This window comes from Suilimivivens aceti, assembly GCF_025567405.1.
Classification (GTDB): Bacteria; Bacillota; Clostridia; order Lachnospirales; family Lachnospiraceae; genus Suilimivivens; species Suilimivivens aceti.
On the sequence record NZ_JAOQKJ010000005.1, the window covers coordinates 112,136 to 131,566 of the forward strand.

Below are 19,431 nucleotides of genomic sequence, written 5' to 3' on the forward strand. Positions count from 1 at the left end.
ATTATTTCTTAATTCTCTCATTCATCTTTTTTAATACTTCCTGAAGATCTGCCCGTTTCAGTCTGCCATTGCTGAAGGAAAGACCGGAACGGAGAGGGGTATATTCAAACATTGCCGCCATCATATCTTTGGAAATTGCCTCTGAACCAGAGCCACCCTCGCTGCCGCCAAAGTCCATAAAGCCGTTCTCCATCAGAGCCTTTACAATATCGCTGACTCTTTCATCCCTCATGGCATCACCTATAAGGGAATTTTCGTCATAATGATCTGCCAGCAGATAAGTACCGGTTACAGTCACCTTTTCAGAAAGTACGATATCCCGGCTGGAACGTCCGATCTCGACCAGGAAATCACCCGGCTCCACATAGAAATCATGTACCTTCGGCTCATAATAAGCAAAGGCTCTCTTAGAAAGCGCAAATGTTACCGTCTTTGTTTCTCCAGGCTCTAAAGCAACCTTTGCAAATTCCTTCAGTTCTCTTACAGGACGTACAGCACTGCTCTCCAGATCTCTTACATAAACCTCTACCACTTCCTTACCGGCCATCTTACCGGTGTTGGTCACATCTACACTGACGGTCAGCGTATCAGAGTCCTTCATGGTTTCCTTATCCAGCTTCAGATTAGAATAAGCAAAATCAGTATAGCTCAGTCCATAGCCGAAGGGGAACAGGACATCCATTTCCTTGAAGTCATAATAACGATAGCCTACAAAAATTCCTTCCTTATACTCTACTGTATCCTGTCCACCGGGGAAATTCAGGTAGGAGGGATTGTCAGAAAGCTTTAAGGGGAAGGTCTCTGACAGCTTACCACTGGGATTTATCCTGCCAAACAGTACATCATACTCAGCACCGCCGACAGCCTGTCCGCCAAGATAGGCCTCGATCACACCCTTCACCTCTGAAATCCAGGGCATTTCCACAGGGGAACCATTGTGCAGGATCACTATTACATTCTTCTGTACTTCAGTAACACGGCGGATCAGCTCATTCTGGCAGTCAGGCATTCTCATATGCTTCCTGTCATAGCCTTCTGATTCAAAATTATCAGGAAGTCCGGCAAAGATCACTGCCACAGCTGCATCCTTTGCTGCTTCCACAGCTTCTGTGATCATCTGCTCATTGATCTCATCCCTGTCATCATCATAGCCCTGCGCATAAACATAGTCCATTCCCTCTTCCAGGCAGTCAAGGAATGCTGTCACCTTATGGCAGTTGATATGGGAGCTGCCGCCGCCCTGGAATCTTGGCTTCTTCGCATATTTTCCGATAACTGCCAGCTTCTGCTCTTTGCTAAGCGGAAGGATATGGTCTTCGTTTTTCAGAAGCACCAGTGTTTCTCCGGCAATCTCTCTTGCCAGCTCATGGTCAGCATCCCTGTCAAATACCGCGTTTTCCTTTCTGCCTTCCTGTGCTCTGTAAACGATATTTAAAATCCTCTCAACTGCCTGATCTACAACTGCCTCGTCCAGCTCACCCTTCTTTACTGCTTCTACGATCAGGGCATCATTTTCACCAAAGGAGCTTGGCATTTCCAGATCAAGTCCTGCCTTTAAACCCGGCACTCTGTCATTGACAGCACTCCAGTCACTGACAACAAAGCCTTCATAGCCCCATCTTTTGCGGAGGATATCCGTCAGGGTTTCCTGATTTTCAGAACCAAATACACCGTTGATCCTGTTGTAGCTGCACATTACTGTCCAGGGCTTTGCATTTTTGACCGCACCCTCAAAGGCTGACAGATAGATCTCATGCATGGTTCTTTCATCCACCTCTGCAGAAATGGACATTCTTCTTGTCTCCTGATTGTTCAGGCAGAAATGCTTAATGGAGGTTCCCACATTCTGGCTCTGCACACCTTCGATATGTGCGGTGGCAATTTCACTTGCTGCGTAAGGATCCTCAGAATAATACTCAAAGTTACGTCCGCAGAGCGGGGATCTCTTAATATTCACTGCAGGTCCAAGGATCACGCCTACGTTTTCTGCCTGACATTCCTTTCCAAGCGTCTCTCCTACACGGTGAAGAAGCTCCCTGTCAAAGGAGGATGCCATGGCACAGCCTGCCGGAAAGCAGACAGCCTTGATACTGTCATTTACACCAAGATGATCTCCCTCCAGATCCTGCTTTCTCAGTCCGTGAGGTCCATCGGACATCATCATATCCGGAATCTGCAGTCTCTCTACTGCTTTGGTATGCCAGAAATCCGCTCCGGAACAGATCCCTGCTTTTTCTTCCAGCGTCATTTCTGAAATCAGCTTCTTTAAGTCTTTCATAGTCCCTCTTTCTGCTGCACTGCAGCCCATTCATTTATTGTTTATCTGCACCACTTGCTGTCATTCTCTTTTCGTCCATAACAGCTTTTCATGGTTTCATCATATCGGATCCTACTTTTTCTTTATATCATAATTTTTATTTTTATGTTATGATTTTCATATATATTTATAGAAAAAAGAGGGATCATTTCTTATGGCAAACATCAATGAGAAACGACTGAAATATCTGGAATTTGTAAACCGGGAAAATAACTTCAGACACCTTCGTTATGAAGAAGAGATCAGACCCTATCTCTATATGAAGGCCGGAGATCCCAGAGCTCTTGACGCCTACAGGCAGCTCATTGACTCTCCCCTCGTTGGTCATTTGTCCGACGATCCATTACGAAACCGGAAATATCTCTTTGTCTCTGCAGTAACTCTGACCACCCGTTATGCGATCGAGGGCGGCATGGATCCGGAGACAGCCTATAATATCAGTGATCTTTTTATCCAGGAAATGGATACCTGTCAGAGCACAGATGCAGTGAGGACACTGGAACTGGAAATGGTCAAGGTTTTTATCACCCAGCTTGCAAAATCAAAAAAAGAGACCGTTTATTCCAGACCGGTCGTGCAGTGCATTGACTACATCTACTACCATCTGAATGAAACAATCTCCCTGCAGGAGCTTGCTAAGGAAACAGGGCTCCATCCAGGCTACCTTTCCACTCTTTTTCACCGCGAAATGGGAATGACCCTGACGGAATATATCCGCAAGCAGCGCATTGAAACAGCGAAAAATATGCTTCTCGATTCTGAATATTCTTATGCGGAGATTGCCGCCCTTCTGGCTTTCAGCTCCCAGAGCCACTTTACAAGAGTCTTCCGGGAAGAAACCGGCTATACGCCAAAGGCTTACCAGACCCACTTCTTCCGCGCAGGAATCGGACAGCAGCACTAACCTGAGACAGCCTCCCCACTTTGGGACGATGGTCTGTCGGCCGCCTTTACAGTCCCTCCTGCTCTCTGCGTTTCAGCTCCGGCAGTACCGTGCAAAGCATGGTGATAAAGCAGGCGCACCCTCCGATCAGATTGGAGATCGGCTCGGCCCAGAATACACCATCCACTGACAGCCCGGCAACTTTAGGAAGAAGCAGTGTCAGCGGCACAACAATAAAGGCTTTCCGGAGCAGAGAAAAGAATACTGCCTTGCCCGATTTGCCAAGCGCCACGAACACATTCTGTCCGGTAAACTGCAATGCCATAAAGCAGAATCCAAAGAAATAAATATGAAGTGCCGGAACACCCTTTTCCACCAGCTCCGGGGAATCATTGAAAATACGGATAAAAAATTCCGGAAACAGTTTGAGGACTCCCCAGATCAGAAGCGTATAGCTTACACAGAGTCCCGTGACAAACCAGATCGCCTGCTTTACCTTATGATAGGCCTTTGCCCCGTAATTAAAGCTCATGACCGGGGATGCCCCGCTGGTAATGCCGTTCACCGGCAGTGTACAGATATCCCTGACAGAATTTAATACTGTCATAACACCGACATAAATATCGCCGCCATATGTCTGCAGCGTCGCATTGCAGGCCACCTGCACCAGACCATTGGTAAAGCTCATGATAAAGCCGGACACGCCAAGTGCCATGATCTGCAGCACCCGCTTCCCGGATAGCTTCAGCCGGTCAGCCTTCAGCCGGAGTACCGCTTTTTTACCTGTCAGAAACCGCAACACCCAGATGACCGAAGCAAGCTGTGACAGGATCGTTGCAATGGCGGCTCCCTGTACGCCCATTTTCAGTACAAAAATAAACAATGGATCCAGGACGATATTCAGCACTGCGCCGATCAGAACCGAAAACATACCGATATTGCCAAAGCCCTGACTGTTGATAAAGGGATTCATTCCTACAGAGATCATGACAAACAGGGTGCCGAGCAGATAGATCCTGATATAGCTGCCTGCGTAAACAAAGGTCGCATCACTTGCTCCGAACAGATACAGCACCGGCTTATAAAACAACAACCCTGCCACCATCAGCACAGCGCCTGTCAGTACAAGCATCAGGAAGGAATTTCCCATAAGGTATTCCGCTTCCTCTTCATTTCCCCGTCCCCGCTCCATGGCACAAAGAGGACCTCCGCCATTACCAAAAAGCAGCGTAAACGCAGAAACCAGCGTAATGATCGGGAAGCACAGTCCGACGCCTGTCAGCGCCAGTGTTCCCACCTCCGGGATCCTTCCAATATACATTCGGTCTACGATATTATAAAGGAGGTTAAGCAGCTGTGCCACGGTCATGGGTACTGCAACCTCCATTATGTTTCTATATATACTTCCCTGTGAAAAGTCTGTCTGGTGGGTCTTCATGTCAGTTACTCCTTTTTCACCCACATTATAAGTTCCCTTTTCCTGATTCGTCAATCTGCAAAAAGCGGAATTTTCTGTTACTCTTTGACCTGTTTCAAAGTCTCATCCCTGCGCCTTAAGCTCCCTATCCACAGATCGATCTGGCATTCTTTAACAGAGACATCTGCTGTCTGATTTTCCTAAATTTTTTTTTTAATTTAAGTTTCACTGAGTAGACTGAACTTTTCTTGCCATCCCATTTTCACAGTGCTACTATAAATACGTAAAGTTATACTTGAACAGGAGGTATTTACGATGAATACAGATTTACTAACACTCATGGAAACAAGAAGAAGTGTGCGCAGCTTCAAGCCTGACATGATTCCCTCTGATGTCATTGATCAGATCATTAAGGCCGGCACCTATGCAGCCACAGGTATGAACAGACAGTCACCCATTATCATAGCTGTTACAAATAAGGAAATGCGGGACAGACTTTCCAGAATGAATGCAAAGATCATGGGAAGTGACAAAGATCTCTTCTACGGTGCTCCCGTTGTCCTCATTGTTCTCGCTAAAAAGGAAGCACCGACCCACGTTTACGATGGCAGCCTTGTCATGGGCAATCTGATGCTGGCAGCACATGCACTTGATATCGGAAGCTGCTGGATCCACAGAGCCAAAGAAGAATTTGAATCTGCAGAAGGCCAGGAAATCCTGAAGGATCTCGGCATCGAAGGTGAATACGAAGGAATCGGCCACTGTGTCCTCGGTTATGTTGACGGAGAGTACCCCGCTACGCATCCTCGCAAGGACAACTGGGTCTATTACGTGAAATAATGATACTTTTCGACTCGATATAACTTGAAAAAAACAGTACTTACTCAAACAAATACGCATATTTCTTCATCTGGGAGAGAAGAATATCCCTTACCCGGTTCTTCTCTTCCGGAGAATATATGCTGATCTTATCAAGCAGATCATTCACATCTTTCGCACGAAAATTGAACTTCAAATGATTCCCATACAGTTTTTCTGCCAGATCAAGCTGCTCATCAAAATCTGAACTGATCGTCTTTGCCCGGACTTCCTTCATCTGCAGATCTACATCTTTTCCCAGTGGATAATCTAATGATGTATCTGCCAGCAGGCCTGCTCCATTGTCAAAAATTGGACTGTAGGCAAACTCCCCATCCCCGTTCATCATGATAGCAATATTATGAGTGTGACGATCCTCATTCAGGAAAAAAGCATCTATGGTAAACAGCTTATTCATATATGCACCAAAATCAGGAAGCTTTGTGACCCGTTCTACCTGTTCCACCAAAAAAGTCAGTCTTTTCTCTGGCTCCGGGATTTTGAAAACAGACTGATAAAGACTCTGTCCAAAAAAAGTTTTAAACAGCCTTTCCAGCGTAATCAACTGCCATCCTTCCCTCAGAAAATTATTACTCATCACCCCGGAATAAACTGATGCTTTATACTTGACCTGTTCAGGCTCATACAGGACAAACTCATCCTGACGCAGAGAAGATTTCATCAGGAGATGCGAGATCATATATTCTGCAAGCCCCTCATATCCGGTATAATCTGCTTTATACCATATTCCGTTGTTTTCCCATTTTAACTGATTTCCCTTGGAAGACTGTCTGTTATTCTGTCTTTCATCCTGCTCAAAAAGTTCTACCATCCCATTCCCCCATCTAACGTTCTATCTGGATCCAGAAATCATCCTCTGCCATTCTGCCCGCCGTCTTTTCTATGATCATAAGGGGGTCATAAAACGGCAGATCCAAATCCTGTAACACCAGTTTCATTTTGTCCCTGCTGGCAGGAAAACATCTGGATTCCAGAAATTCTTCATACATCCTGTAGTCCGGATCCTCTACTTTACCAAATGCCCTGAACATAAGCTTATCCGTGTAATTGACAATGCGCACCCTCTGTTCCATTTCATTGACATCGATCAGTGTACAGGGCTTCTGCCGGTACATATACCAAAGTCTGAGAGGATACTCTCTTTTCGGAACCTGAAGCTGTTTTGGATAATCCGTATAACGATCCAGCATCTGAAGCAGCAAAACTACAGGCCCTGTAATATTCTCCTTACTGGTTTCCCAGCGCTCTACTGTTGATTTTGCGCAACAGACCAGTTCCGCAAACTCCCTTTGTGTCAGCTTCAGGCGTTTACGCAAAGCCCTGATCTCTTCTGCAGTTGTGTACGCCGGTACTGCAAAAAGCCTTTCTTTCATATGTCCCTCCAAAGAGAAAAACCATTAAAATGAGTGTTCTTTCTTTTATTTTACCCTTATTTTAATGGTTTTAATCATTTCCGTCAATATTTATTCTTCCATCCACAAGCTCCAGTGCGCCGCATCGGCCCTATCCATGACCTGTGGCATATTCATATGTAATACCTTTTCGATAATGTACTGACACAGGAAGATCTTGCTGATCCAGGAATTGTCACTTGTCTCCGAAAGCTTGAAGCCGCCGTCCTCAAACAGGCAGATGCCGGGTACCAGTACCGTCTGTATATGCTCCTTCAGCGCCCTGATCAGCCTGCCATGCTTTCCATCCTCTGATACTGCCTCTGGTTTTCCGAAAAAGACAGGATAAATGATCCCTTCAATGACCGGTACGATCGCCATGGTTCCTTCTCCATCGAAAAGAGCTGGAAACCGTTTCTTTTTCCTGTCAAAATAAGCAAGCATATGCTCCTCACAGTTATCGGCTGCACTGTCAGCCTGCTCCTGATACTCCTCCATGGGAAGCTGTTCAAACATGCTGCCAAGTGCCAGATAGGAAGCAAAACACTTCATGGCAATATAACTGTTTCTCCTTGCCTGTCCAAGGCTCACATCCAGTGAATCATAAGTCGTGATCTCACTGCCGCCCTCGCACCTGGAAGAATCCACATCCATGATACCGTCCGAGATCAGCCCGTCACGCTTCTGCATGGACTGGAAGCACTCCACCAGTGTCTCTTTCCTGGACAGAAGCCATACCGTGTTACCGGTTCTATACGCATACACCGCTGCTGCCAAGATCCAGTTGCAGAGCTGCTCCTGTGTCATATAGGAAAGGCAGTCCGTCAGATAGGGAATCTCATAGCTGGATTGTCCCTTTGGTGTAAATACATAGTGAGAACCCATGTCATGGGTAAAAGAGATACTGCACTGATCCTTATAGGAATAGGATTCCGCAAAGAAATCCAGTGCATTCCTCACTGTCCAGGGATGATACCGGCACTCAAAGAAAAGATGATCAATCAGCAGATCAAAGGTATTCATCATCAGGAAAGTTCCTTCGTTGACGATCCAGCGGCTCCTTTCTCCTTCCTTCATCAGCATGGAACTGATATAAAAGGACTTTACCGACTGACAGAACAGCTTCAAAACCATAGCCGTCTTTGGAGATCACACCACAGCGCTCTTCCCCGCACATCTGGCTTAAAAACTGCTTGCCCTTCATATTGCCAATGCCAAAGAAGCCTTGGATCTCCTGCTCCCCATCCCTGTTGTCCACACAGAATCTTGCCACGATGGCGGGAAGCGCTTTTGACTTTACCTCCGGTTCCTCTCCTCTTTCCACATCAGAAAGCTCTGTCACCCGGTTCATCAAGGAAAATGAAAGTCTCCCTGTCTGGAACGTGTCAGTCGCAAGCCCGAAGCCTCTGCTGACCTCCTCTTCAGTAAAGGCATGCTCCTGAAGCTCTGATCCATTCTCATCTTTGGCGAAGCTGTCCTTTTCCGAAGAAATGCTTTTCTCATAAAAAGGCAGCATAGATAACGTATTTCCTTCTTTGTATCCGATAAAAATATCCTGATCCGGGATTCTGTCACTCTGGAGGCAAAATCCGCCGCCAAGTCCAGCAAGTCCCATGGCAAATCCCGCATTTGCCCCGATCGGGCTGTGGATCGCCTGAAATAAATCTGTACTCATTTCCTTTCCTTCTGTGCCGGATCAGATATTTTAAATCCTGCCGGCATTTTTAACTTCCTGCTTTCATTTCACCTACCATTCTATCATATTCTTCCTCACTGATCCTGTATTTTTTACGGATCAGCAAATAGGCCGCCAGCAGCATCAGTACCGGTATCAGTACCAGTGCAGAGATTCCCTGATTCAGTGCTCTCACCAGTTTTTTTCTGTGGTGTCCACAGCTGTCTGGCATCTCCAGATCCATCCCGGCCCGAAGTGATCCCGGCAGATCTGCGTAGGCACCCCAGTCGGAAATGACAACACCGTCAAAGCCCCATTCCTCTCTCAGAATCTCTATCAGAAATCTCCTGTTTTCACAAGCGTACGTTCTATTCAGGCAGGAGATGAGGACAGCCTCATGCAGACCATCTCCGACTATTTTAACCATGGATTTATTATTGGACGAATGTCCCTGAATGAAGCAAGACAGTGGAAATACTGGGCGGTTTCCGTCGTTGCCATTGCGATCCACTATGCAATCCTTGGCGGGCAGGAGGCGCTTTCCTATCTACAGGAAAAAGCGCTGGAGCTAGTACGTGCCGTCCATGCTGCCAGAAGCAAAAACGCACTTCCTCCCAAGTACACAGAGTGCGGTTGGTTCCTTCATATTTACCTTGAAAAAAATATACTCTCGTGTTATATTGAACATAGAAAAAGGGAAAGCCAGAGAAGCGGCTTACTCCGAATATTATAGCATCAACCTTTTATAAAAGGTCGGCCGTCATTATTCGCAGTAATGGCGGCTATTTTCGTTTTCCCTTGAAAATCATGTAACACAATCCCACAAGGGTGCAAATGAATATTCCAATCTGAATTAAATCAGAGTATGTAACATACATCGGCAACGCCCTCCTTTCTTTCGTCTGGAAGGTTAGCCCCTCCGAAAAAAGAGGGTAAGCCGCCCGGCTCTCTGGTTTCCCATATATCTATATTATCATCTAACAGCATATCTTTCAATTAAATTCTGATCAGATCATCTTTTCTTGAAAGATTTTCGGGAAAGACTGTATTTTCGGACAGACGGATATTTATATGATGAAACCAGAAATTTGCTGACACAGGAGTTTGCTGATATATCGATCGTAAATAATATTGTAGAACAGATCGCATCCGGCGAAAATACCCTTAACACAATCGCAGCTAAAATCGGTGAAAAAGAACCAACCGTATTGTATTCATTAGATAAGCTGATCAATGTCGGGCTTGTTGAAAAGAAAAAATGTATCACAGACGAAAAGAATAAGAAAAAAACGCAGTATGTTTTGAAAGACTATATGTTCAAGTTCTGGTATGAGTTTATCCCCAAAGCTACCAGTGTTATCGAAATGGGACAGGGTGCACTTTACTATCAGAAGGCTGTTAAACCGGTTTTACATTCTTTTATGGACACTGTATTCGAGGAAATGTGCAGATATTATACTTTAAAGCAGGGAATCACAGGTGAATATGGCTGCTTTCTCACTTCAGTGGGTTCCTGGTGGGGCACAGAAAATATCACAGACGAAAATGATAACATAAGAACACAATCCGCAGATATTGATGTTGTTTCCATATCAGAGTTAGATAAAAAGGCTGTTATTGGGGAGTGCAAATTTAAAAGTGAAAAGATAGATAAGGGGATTTATGAAACTCTGATCCGAAGAGGAAAGCTGATAGCAGCAAAATACAAAGTTTCAAAATATATTTTCTTTTCCTTATCCGGATACACTGACTGGTTTAAGGATTTGAAAGATGAAGATGTTTTACTGCTTACACTGGAATCTCTTTATGAATGAGATCTATAAAACTTCCTGGGTATCAACCATTGCTTCATTGAGACTGTTTCTTGTCTACAGGATTCCATCCTCATTCTCCTCCCCATATTCCATTTCCCACTTCTCTTCATTCTTATCTGCCGTCTGCTTAAGTGCCCTGCCAAGTCCTGTCAGGGCTGAGAAAGGGGCAAACTGGGCCGCTCTGTTCATTCTCGACATCCTCTCATGCTTCTTACTCGCAGGATGCGGCAGATCTATGATATCCTCATACGAATCTTTCATGGTTTTCTGATTTCTCCTTCTTCTGCTCCGGTTCACTGTCCGCTGTCCCGGCACGGTGTCCCCCGATCTGCCCGTTCCGCTCTCTGGCAGTCGCACCATCCAGGAAGTTCATGCCTTTCAATACAGCATTTTTCCCATACTTCTTTTTAATTGAAAGAAGTGCCTCCTGTACCTTACGCTCCTTCTCCAGCTCTTCCTTCTCATGCTCTCTCTCCTGATCCTTTTCCCGATAATCAGTAAAAAGATCAAGCTGTTCATAGCTTTCTTCTTCCCGGATCTCTTCCTCACTGACCACATGATTGGTCGTCACGCTCATCCTTCTGACCAGAAGCTCCGGGTTCACGATCCGGTCATACAGCGTAAGCGTAGCTTCTATGATCATCCTGGCTGACGCGGTCTGCCGTTTCAGGTTAATGGAACCGTGAGCCGGCTTCGGAACCTGTCGTCCATAGCGGTCTGTCGTCACAGGTCCCTTATATTTCCGGCGGATCTCCGGATTACTTAAGGATTCTATGTCATACCCTATATCCAGTACAATCTGGTCTGTCACCAATTTCTTATCTACCAGGTCAAGAGCCGCTCCGTCTGCCATCTCATGAATGACCAGTCTCGCCTTTTCAAAGGAATACGGGCACTGCAATACCTGTCCGGAGCAGAAGCTGTTATTCTCCGGTTTATAGGCCTTCACGTCTGCTATGGTACAGGGTTCGTATCCCCAGGCATGGTCGATCAGAAGCTCTGCGTTCACACCGAAAAGCTCATACAGAAGATCTTCATTATGAAAATCCTCCGGCTTCCCGACAGAGCATCTGGCCACATCACCCATGGTGTACATTCCATTCTCTGCCAGCTTCCTGGCATAGCCCCTTCCTACACGCCAGAAATCGGTGATCGGCTTATGTCCCCAAAGCTGCTGCCGGTAGCTCCTCTCTGTCAGCTCTGCGATCCGCACACCATCTGCGTCCGGTGCCACATGCTTGGCCACAATATCCATGGCGATCTTGCACAGATACATATTGGAGCCGATCCCTGCTGTAGCCGTGATACCGGTGTTTCCAAGTACATCCCGGATCATGGTCATGGCAAGCTCATGGGCTGTCATACCGTATGTTGGCAGATATCCGGTCACATCAATAAATACCTCATCAATGGAATACACATGGATATCCTCCGGTGCCACATATTTCAGATAAATATTATAGATAGCCGTGCTGTGCTTCATATACCGTGCCATCTGCGGCGGTGCCACGATATAATCTATGGCAAGCTCCGGATGTGCTTTCAGCTCATCTGCAAAGTGTGATTTGCCGGTAAAACGGCCTCCCGGTGCTTCCATGCGCCGCTTTCTGTTAGCCTCCTTCACCTTCTGGACCACTTCAAACAGTCTCGCCCGCCCCGGGATCCCATAGGCCTTCAAGGAAGGAGACACGGCAAGACAGATGGTTTTCTCTGTACGGCCTGCATCCGCTACGACCAGATTGGTATTCAGAGGATCCAGTTCCCGTTCCACACATTCTACTGATGCGAAAAAGGACTTCAGATCGATCGCAATATAGCTTTTCTCTTCCATACGATCCCATGCCGCTCCCTTCTTCAGCTTTTCCGCAATTATCGAACTTATGTTCTTATTATATCACATCATTTCCTTTTTATCCATACCCAAAAAAGATAACTCTGATCCATTTAAACATAAATATGATAATTCCTGTCAGCCTACAGGGTTTCGATCTCTGATGTAACTGCTGCAATTCCCTGGATCCCCGATCTCCAGATCCTTCAGCAGAACCGTATTCCCCTTTTTCACAAAGATCAGCGGAAGCGCTGCAAAAATAGCACAGGTTACCGCATACAGGTACAGATAACGATATCCGTTAAATTCCATGACTGCACCGGAAAGAACCGGCGTAATGATCTGTGCTGACATACTGGCAGTATAATAATATCCGGTGTAACGCCCCGTGGTTTTCTCACTTGCCACCTCCATGATCATAGGATAAATGGTCGTAGCAACGGTTCCCATTCCAATACCGGCTATAGAAACCCATACATAGATCATGGGGCTGTAGCCCTGTGTCAGAAAAACACAGAATCCACCAAGACACATAAGACCGATACCGATATAGGTTGTTACCTTTCTTCATGCCATAGGATGACCCCCTTTTTTTCAGTGTAAGATCCGGTAAAAATGCATGAAATCACATCATGGTAAAAGATACGTCATTTTTATGTAAATTGCATAAAACTAATAATTATTACTATTATTAAATTCTACATTTCTGTATATATCTTTATTGGATGAGAAAGTATATAATATAACTATCAAAAATGAAATCAAAGTAAAGAAATGGAGGATATGCTATATGTCAGGATTATATACGATTACATTAAATGGTGTCAGTGAAGAGGTTTACAATAAGGCTGCCGATTATATTCAGGCTCATGCACTCCGTCTGAATTACAGACCGGAGGTTTCCACGATCGACTGCGAATTCCCGGATGATCTGGATCCCGCTAAGGCTCCTGAATTAAGCGAAGCTGTTATCCGGAAGGTACACCAGCAGCTTTAAGCAAAGCAGCCGTTGATTTGAAGAAATCATGACTTTCCCCGATCCCGATGACTCCCGGAAATAAATCTGGAAGTCATCGGGATTTGATTTTTCAGGAAATTCACAGCGAGTCTTTATGAAAACTTTATAGATTTGCCAGTGTAGCTATATATTTATAAATTGAATATAATAAAACGATAAACTGACCATAACATATTGCTGTCCAATTGCTTTTGTGATATGATATATACACAATTCAAGTTAAGCATATTTTATCTGTTGTTGTCAGGCCAGCTCAGGCTGGCATCTAAATCCAAAATCTATGCTTATTTTCAAAAGAAAACATATAAGCGGGAGATTTCAGGAGATTTTAAATAGAAAGATTATCTGTCATCATCTGGATTTCCTGGCAGAAGGAAAGGACTACCGGTCAGAGCAGAAGGAATACCTGCCTGCAATTGCCATAGTAAATACCTCCGTTACAGACTCATTTCGATCTTATCTATGATATCCATATCCAGCCATCCTTTATCTGCCATATTCTTCAGGATCTCACAGGCTCTTTCGTGGGACATGCCCTTTTTATAAGGACGGCTCTCTGTCAGTGCCTGGTAAATATCAATACACGCCATCATCCGTTCCTGTACATTCAATTCAGAAGCATCCTTGCCAAAGGGATAACCCGTTCCGTCCAGCCGCTCGTGGTGAAATGCTGCAAAGTCCCGTATTTCCTCAAAATCATCAATTTCTGACAGAATATTGTATGTATAAGCAGCATGATGCTTCATCACAGCGAACTCGGCATCGGTCAGCCGATCCGGCTTCTCCAGAATCTCATTACCTACTGCAACCTTTCCTATATCATGCAGTGCTCCGGCAAGATACATCTTCTGCACCGTTTCTTCATCAAAGCCCATATAGCGGCTCAGCTTCTCTGCCCTCTCTGCCACACCGATCGAATGTGTACTGGTAAAGGGAGATTTATAATCTACGATCTTTGCAAAAAACTCTGCCAGCTTCTTGATCTGGGAAAAGTCAAGCTCCTGCTTCTGCCTTGGTACCTTATTCCACAGGGAGGCTTCAAAATTTCCTCCAAGGGACAGAAAATACTCTTCTGAAAATATCTTTTCAAGTGCCTCTGCACATTCTTCATCTACCATAGTACCTCTTATCCTTTTGAGAACGTCCTTCGCCCATTCCCATGTCTCTGTGGTAAACGCCTTGCGGCAGCATGCCTGATCCAACAGATCACACAGATGTATGATCCGCGAAAAAAGCGGTACCTCCTCAGATTTCTTTCCAAACGGTCCGCTCCCATCTGCATTTTCATGGTGATATAATATTACATTTTTCACATCTGTATGAAAAGGAAATCCCTGTATATTTTCCTCTCCAATCGAACAGTGAACACCTATCCGGGGCATCTCCTTCATATCAGTAAGATTACTGTGCAGCTCCTCTTGGATATACTGTGTCAAGGCATTATCATGCAGCAGGGCATACACCGCCAGATCCTGTAGATCTTTTCCACATATTCCAAGCTGTTCTGCCACGCAGACACTCATATAGGCCACACGCTTCGCATGTCTGCTGGTCACATGTACCAGCTCTGTTTCCACACAGTCCAGTGCATATGAACATGCTGCAACCAGTCCTAAAACATCCAATTCCATAAAATTCTGATCCTCATTCCTATTTTACTTATATTATCCCGGGTCCCAAATCTGATCACTGTGCAATAAACGAAGGATTCTCCCTTATTAATTCAATAAATGCCTGTGCCACGTCTGGATCAAACTGTGTTCCCTTGCCGCGTTCCAGCTCCCCGGTCGCATACTCTATACTCATAGCTTCCTTATAGGCTCTTCGGGAGACCATGGCATCAAAGCTGTCACAAACCGTAAGAATCCTTCCAAGGATGGGGATCTCATTTCCACGGATCCCATTCGGATATCCTTTTCCATCATACCGTTCATGATGGGACAAAACCGCAGGAATGACATAATCCATATGAGGAAGAACGCGGATCATCTCAACAGACTTTTCTACATGTGTTTTTATTATGCTATACTCCTCATCTGTGAGCTTACCCTGCTTTTTCAGGATACTGTCCTGAATACCGATCTTGCCAATATCATGGAGCAGTCCTGCTACCTTTACAGTCTGGATATCCTCCTTCGGAAGCCCGAGCTTTGCCGCCAGCTTTTCTGCATATCTGGAAACATTTTCAGAATGCTCGAAGGTAAAGGAATCCTTGGCATCTATTGCCGCCATCAGGGCAAAGATCGTCGGTGATACCTGACTATATCCCTTTTCGCTTCCTTCACTCTCCTGATCCTTTTCCTTCAGATCCTTTTCATAAACCTCAATACAGTTTTTTCCATTTCCCTTGGCATAAAACGATGCCCGCTTCGCCTGCTGGGCCAGCTCATCTGCATCTTCCGCCATGGATTTATCCCAGGCAATACCTATGCTGAACGTGATCAGCTGAATGACCTTCGGCTTATCCTCCGTTGTCTCCAGCATGATCTTCTGGATCTGCTTTGCGAATGAGATCAGCTTGTCCTTATTGTCTTCAGCTGTGATGATCAGGAACTCATTGGCACCCATACGGAATACCTTCATGCTGTCATCCGCAGCCTCCTGCAGCTGTTTTGCACACCAGCACAAAACCTGATCTCCTATGCTTTCTCCATACAGCTCATTATATAGCTTGAAGTTGTCCATATCCATATAGATCATACCGACAGGACGTGCCGTGATATCCAGCTTTCCCAAATTCTCACGACAGAAATTTCTATTATACAGGCCTGTCAGTCCATCGTGGATCGATACCTGATACAGCCTCTCATACGCATTGATACTCTTCAGCACGCTGGATACACTGTTTCCGATCTGCCTGATGCAGTCTATTTCGTCATAAATAAGTCTGTTCTTCCTGCAAAGCTCTACATATAGGAACCCATAAATCTTAGCGTCATATTTAAAGACCGCAAACGCCGGATCCTTATACACCCTGCCGCTGTCAAGGAACTGTTCCAGCTGTGCTTCCACCTCTTTCGCCAGGGGCACCATTCCATTTTCTGTGTATTCTGCAAAGACTCCGTCCCTTTCCTCCAGAATGTGTACACAGCAGTCCTTCACCGCTGCATTGACAGTCTCCCGGATCATCAGGTACAGCTTGTCTTTATTCATAATGGATGTGACACTATCCTGAAATTCCAGAAGGCTGTCAACAATATATTTCCTTTTCCTGATCAGTATATGCTCTGCCCAGCTCCTTGCCAGCGCTGAAATCAGGATGCACCATATCCCCTCTGCCACGATAAATATGATAACCATCTGCTCATCAGGACTGCCCTTGTCAAACAGGCCATCAGCAATACGCCCAAACCATACCACCGGGATAAATGCTACAACTGTCGCTCCAAAATAAGCCGCTCCCGTAATGAAACGGGATGAAATCGAAAAGAAATATTGCGTGAAAATAACATGTAAAATGCAAATCGCCATTCCCGCCCCGCCAAGGGCATCCAGCGGCAGATTTTTTCCAAGTGGTGTAATACAGGCAATATTTCCTGCAAAAACAAACAGCATCCCAAGTAACAGCGGACCCAGCTTTCTCCTGTACTCATACTGTGTTCCGATTTTTCTGTGGGCAAGAACAGTTACATAGATTAAAAGAATCCACTCTGCGACGATCCATAACCAGATTCCCGGTCTTGCATGGTAAATATAGGAGATGTTCCCACCAGGCAGCTGCTATATTTCCGGTACCGGAAGGAGACACTCTGTATATGCATTTAAAAGCAATGTCACTATGGATGCCAGCATGCAGATGTTCAGAAGCTTCTGTTTCCCCTGGATCTCAAGCACACAGAACAAAAATCCATACATTCCTACAGGAATAATGAGTAAACCAAGTATTGAGAAATGAAACCAGAATTGCATCCCGGGACTGATCTGCAGGCGCATCAAGACAGAACCACCTGTCCAGCACGAAAGTGCCACCAGGATGATTCTCAGATAATGCACGACTCTTTCTTCCCTTGAAATACTGACAAAACAGGACAATAAGAATAAATAGCACGCGAGGGTTCCCACTGAAATAGCTATATAAAAATTACCACCCATAAACAGGCTCAACAACCTTCCCATAATTGCCTTTCCTGCCTTTATATATTTTCTAACTTCCACTATATACAGACTTATTCTAATCCAAATCAAGAATAATGTAAAGTGTGATATGCCCACGTGTTATATTGGATATAGAAAAAGGGAAAGCCAAAGAAGCGGCTTCCCTGTATAATGATTTACCTATGAAATTTGGATTAATGATTATATCTCCTCCGGGGATGAAAGTGAATACATCACAGAAATCTTTTTCTATTTGCAGTGACCTCATCCCCGGATACTAACCTTTATTTTTCAGTCTTTTCAAACTTTGCGACCTTAAATTTGCGGATCATTTCACGCAGATTTTCAGCTTCATTGCTCATCTCATGGCTGGCAGCCGCACATTCCTCTGATGTTGCTGAATTCGTCTGTACAACGTCATTGATCTGTTCAATTCCCTCATTGATCTGCTGGATCTCTGCCGTCTGTGTCTCTAAGGTTTCTGCGATATTAGTAACCTCTTCTGTGATCATCTTGGAGTTTTCTGCTACTCCTTCCAGCTGTGTTGCAGTCTCTCCTGCGATCACCATACCCTTTTCCACAGCTTTCACAGAGGTTTCAATCAATGCTGCAGATTCCTTTGCTGCCTGGGCACTCTGATCAGCTAACTGATTTACCTGATTTGCCACAACTGCAAATCCTTTTCCGGCCTCTCCGGCTCTTGCTGCTTCAATAGAAGCATTCAATGCAAGAAGATTGGTCTGAGATGCGATCTGATTGATCGTCGCAATAATTTTGTCAATCTCTCTGGATGCTTCGTTGATCTCATTCATGGAAGCAACCATTTCATGCATCTTGCCATTGCTTTCTGCGATGGCATTTCCAAGCTCATCCACTCTTCCACTGATTTCCTTCGCAGATTGCGAATTCTTTTCTACCTCTTCAGAAACACCAGCAACTGTTGCTGTCAGCTCTTCTACGACTGCCGCCTGGTTTGTAGCTCCGTCTGCAAGATCATTAGAGCTTGATGCCACCTGCTCTGCCGAGCTTGAAACTTCATTCGAAACATTCTGAATATCCTTGATCGTTTCTGCCATGCTTTCCTCAAACATCATAAAGGAATTCAGAATCCCGACAAAATCACCCTTCCACTCTACTTCTGGCTGAACATCAAAATTTCCTTCTGCAAACAGCTTCATTGCACGGTCAATATCATCTACATAGCTTCCCAGAATACTAGTTGATTTGCGCATGCTGTTTGCCAGACTTCCTATCTCATCTTCCGAATGATACTCAAGCGTACTGTGCAGATTTCCCTCCGTCAATTCCTTTGCAACATCTTCGACTGCACGTAATGGCTCCAGAATGGTATCAAGTACCTTTTTGCTTGTTTTCTTCGTCAGCACTAACGCAAAGACTAAACAGACGATAATACATACAATTCCTGCGCCGGTAAAGATAAAAGTAGTTCTGACAGCCCGGTTGCTTACTTTATCTGTCAGGTCATCCAATTTTATAGCAATTTGTACAAGCTTATTTAATGCCGGAGTACAATCATTAAGAATTAAGTCGATTGCTTTTTCCCTGTCACCATTTTTAATTTCTTCTATGATAGAATAACCCAGGGTTCCCCAGTCAGAAAGAGCAGATGCGTATTCTTCATAATCCGCATCAGGAACAACTCCTGTTTTCTTTAGGGTTTTCAGCTCATCATCAACCTCTGCAAGCAGCTTTTCAACTGTCTGTTCATAACCGTCATAAGCAGATGTATCATCATTTAATGCCATTTCCCTGATATTTCTCGCTGCCGCATTCACATTTATCCTACAGATTTTTACCGCCTGATCCGCAGCTGTGACATTTTCTATGTAATTTTCCATATTGGCAAACAACACACCTATGACCACTATGGAAAACAGCCCCGAGATCAACATCATACTGATGACCTTTCTGTAACCGTAATTTATCCTTTCCTGCAGATGCATATTTTCCAATTTCTTTTTCACCATATTTTTTAGTGCCAACATAGATTATTATTTCCTTTCTCTTTATTTTCGACTAATATATAGCAGAATACCTCTTCAAAGTCAATAGGTTTTTGGCATCTACTTTTATTTTATCTTTCACATTCC

Annotated in this window: 19 protein-coding genes; 5 read left to right on the forward strand and 14 right to left on the reverse strand. The window is 44.8% G+C overall.

Annotated elements, in window-relative coordinates:
* Position 1 precedes the first annotated feature (1 nt).
* Entirely contained in the window at positions 2-2,278 is a 2,277-nt protein-coding gene (locus OCV77_RS07150) for a beta-glucosidase (RefSeq protein WP_262574293.1), read from the reverse strand.
* Between the two features lie 193 nt (positions 2,279-2,471).
* Between OCV77_RS07150 and OCV77_RS07155 the strand changes: the two genes are divergently transcribed.
* Entirely contained in the window at positions 2,472-3,221 is a 750-nt protein-coding gene (locus tag OCV77_RS07155) for an AraC family transcriptional regulator (RefSeq protein ID WP_262574295.1), read from the forward strand.
* A gap of 46 nt (positions 3,222-3,267) precedes the next feature.
* Here the strand turns inward: OCV77_RS07155 and OCV77_RS07160 are convergent, their stop codons facing one another.
* Entirely contained in the window at positions 3,268-4,638 is a 1,371-nt protein-coding gene (locus tag OCV77_RS07160; protein ID WP_262574297.1) for an MATE family efflux transporter, read from the reverse strand.
* 294 nt (positions 4,639-4,932) lie between these two features.
* Between OCV77_RS07160 and OCV77_RS07165 the strand changes: the two genes are divergently transcribed.
* Positions 4,933-5,457 (forward strand): nitroreductase, encoded by a 525-nt coding sequence (locus tag OCV77_RS07165; protein WP_262574299.1) that lies wholly within the window; start codon positions 4,933-4,935, stop codon positions 5,455-5,457.
* Between the two features lie 40 nt (positions 5,458-5,497).
* On the opposite strand, the gene OCV77_RS07170 is transcribed toward OCV77_RS07165, so the two are convergent.
* The 5 genes from OCV77_RS07170 to OCV77_RS07190 all read right to left on the reverse strand — a co-directional run bounded on the left by OCV77_RS07170 (position 5,498) and on the right by OCV77_RS07190 (position 8,989).
* Positions 5,498-6,307: a hypothetical protein gene (locus OCV77_RS07170; protein WP_262574300.1), complete on the reverse strand. Its 810-nt coding sequence runs from the start codon at positions 6,305-6,307 to the stop codon at positions 5,498-5,500.
* Positions 6,308-6,320: 13 nt separating this feature from the next.
* Positions 6,321-6,869 carry a helix-turn-helix domain-containing protein gene (locus tag OCV77_RS07175; RefSeq protein WP_262574301.1) on the reverse strand — a complete coding sequence of 183 codons (549 nt, stop codon included), beginning with the start codon at positions 6,867-6,869 and terminating at the stop codon, positions 6,321-6,323.
* Between the two features lie 90 nt (positions 6,870-6,959).
* Positions 6,960-7,964, reverse strand: a complete 1,005-nt coding sequence (locus OCV77_RS07180) for a glycoside hydrolase family 52 protein (RefSeq protein WP_262574304.1) — start codon at positions 7,962-7,964, stop codon at positions 6,960-6,962.
* Complete coding sequence (locus tag OCV77_RS07185) at positions 7,897-8,562, reverse strand: glycoside hydrolase family 52 protein (protein WP_262574306.1); 666 nt, start codon at positions 8,560-8,562, stop codon at positions 7,897-7,899. The genes OCV77_RS07180 and OCV77_RS07185 overlap by 68 nt, the downstream gene beginning before the upstream one ends.
* A gap of 49 nt (positions 8,563-8,611) precedes the next feature.
* Positions 8,612-8,989: a glycoside hydrolase family 3 N-terminal domain-containing protein gene (locus OCV77_RS07190; protein WP_262574307.1), complete on the reverse strand. Its 378-nt coding sequence runs from the start codon at positions 8,987-8,989 to the stop codon at positions 8,612-8,614.
* Here OCV77_RS07190 and OCV77_RS07195 point away from each other — a divergent pair.
* Both OCV77_RS07195 and OCV77_RS07200 read left to right on the forward strand, forming a co-directional pair.
* Positions 8,960-9,295 (forward strand): hypothetical protein, encoded by a 336-nt coding sequence (locus tag OCV77_RS07195; RefSeq protein WP_262574308.1) that lies wholly within the window; start codon positions 8,960-8,962, stop codon positions 9,293-9,295. The genes OCV77_RS07190 and OCV77_RS07195 overlap by 30 nt on opposite strands.
* Before the next feature lie 289 nt (positions 9,296-9,584).
* Positions 9,585-10,376: an ATP-binding protein gene (locus OCV77_RS07200; RefSeq protein ID WP_262574309.1), complete on the forward strand. Its 792-nt coding sequence runs from the start codon at positions 9,585-9,587 to the stop codon at positions 10,374-10,376.
* A gap of 54 nt (positions 10,377-10,430) precedes the next feature.
* Here the strand turns inward: OCV77_RS07200 and OCV77_RS07205 are convergent, their stop codons facing one another.
* From OCV77_RS07205 to OCV77_RS07215, 3 genes are all read right to left on the reverse strand, one after another.
* Positions 10,431-10,637: a hypothetical protein gene (locus tag OCV77_RS07205; protein ID WP_262574311.1), complete on the reverse strand. Its 207-nt coding sequence runs from the start codon at positions 10,635-10,637 to the stop codon at positions 10,431-10,433.
* Positions 10,621-12,207, reverse strand: coding sequence for a Y-family DNA polymerase (locus tag OCV77_RS07210; RefSeq protein WP_262574313.1), 1,587 nt, complete (start codon positions 12,205-12,207; stop codon positions 10,621-10,623). The genes OCV77_RS07205 and OCV77_RS07210 overlap by 17 nt, the downstream gene beginning before the upstream one ends.
* A gap of 138 nt (positions 12,208-12,345) precedes the next feature.
* Positions 12,346-12,756: an MFS transporter gene (locus OCV77_RS07215; protein WP_331488815.1), complete on the reverse strand. Its 411-nt coding sequence runs from the start codon at positions 12,754-12,756 to the stop codon at positions 12,346-12,348.
* Between the two features lie 241 nt (positions 12,757-12,997).
* Between OCV77_RS07215 and OCV77_RS07220 the strand changes: the two genes are divergently transcribed.
* Positions 12,998-13,204, forward strand: coding sequence for a hypothetical protein (locus tag OCV77_RS07220; RefSeq protein WP_118798827.1), 207 nt, complete (start codon positions 12,998-13,000; stop codon positions 13,202-13,204).
* 458 nt (positions 13,205-13,662) lie between these two features.
* On the opposite strand, the gene OCV77_RS07225 is transcribed toward OCV77_RS07220, so the two are convergent.
* From OCV77_RS07225 to OCV77_RS07240, 4 genes are all read right to left on the reverse strand, one after another.
* Positions 13,663-14,856 carry an HD-GYP domain-containing protein gene (locus OCV77_RS07225; RefSeq protein ID WP_262574316.1) on the reverse strand — a complete coding sequence of 398 codons (1,194 nt, stop codon included), beginning with the start codon at positions 14,854-14,856 and terminating at the stop codon, positions 13,663-13,665.
* Positions 14,857-14,911: 55 nt separating this feature from the next.
* Entirely contained in the window at positions 14,912-16,780 is a 1,869-nt protein-coding gene (locus OCV77_RS07230) for a bifunctional diguanylate cyclase/phosphohydrolase (RefSeq protein ID WP_262574317.1), read from the reverse strand.
* Positions 16,781-16,945: 165 nt separating this feature from the next.
* Positions 16,946-17,341, reverse strand: coding sequence for a hypothetical protein (locus OCV77_RS07235; protein ID WP_262574319.1), 396 nt, complete (start codon positions 17,339-17,341; stop codon positions 16,946-16,948).
* 263 nt (positions 17,342-17,604) lie between these two features.
* Positions 17,605-19,326 carry a methyl-accepting chemotaxis protein gene (locus tag OCV77_RS07240; protein WP_262574321.1) on the reverse strand — a complete coding sequence of 574 codons (1,722 nt, stop codon included), beginning with the start codon at positions 19,324-19,326 and terminating at the stop codon, positions 17,605-17,607.
* Positions 19,327-19,431: the final 105 nt, after the last annotated feature.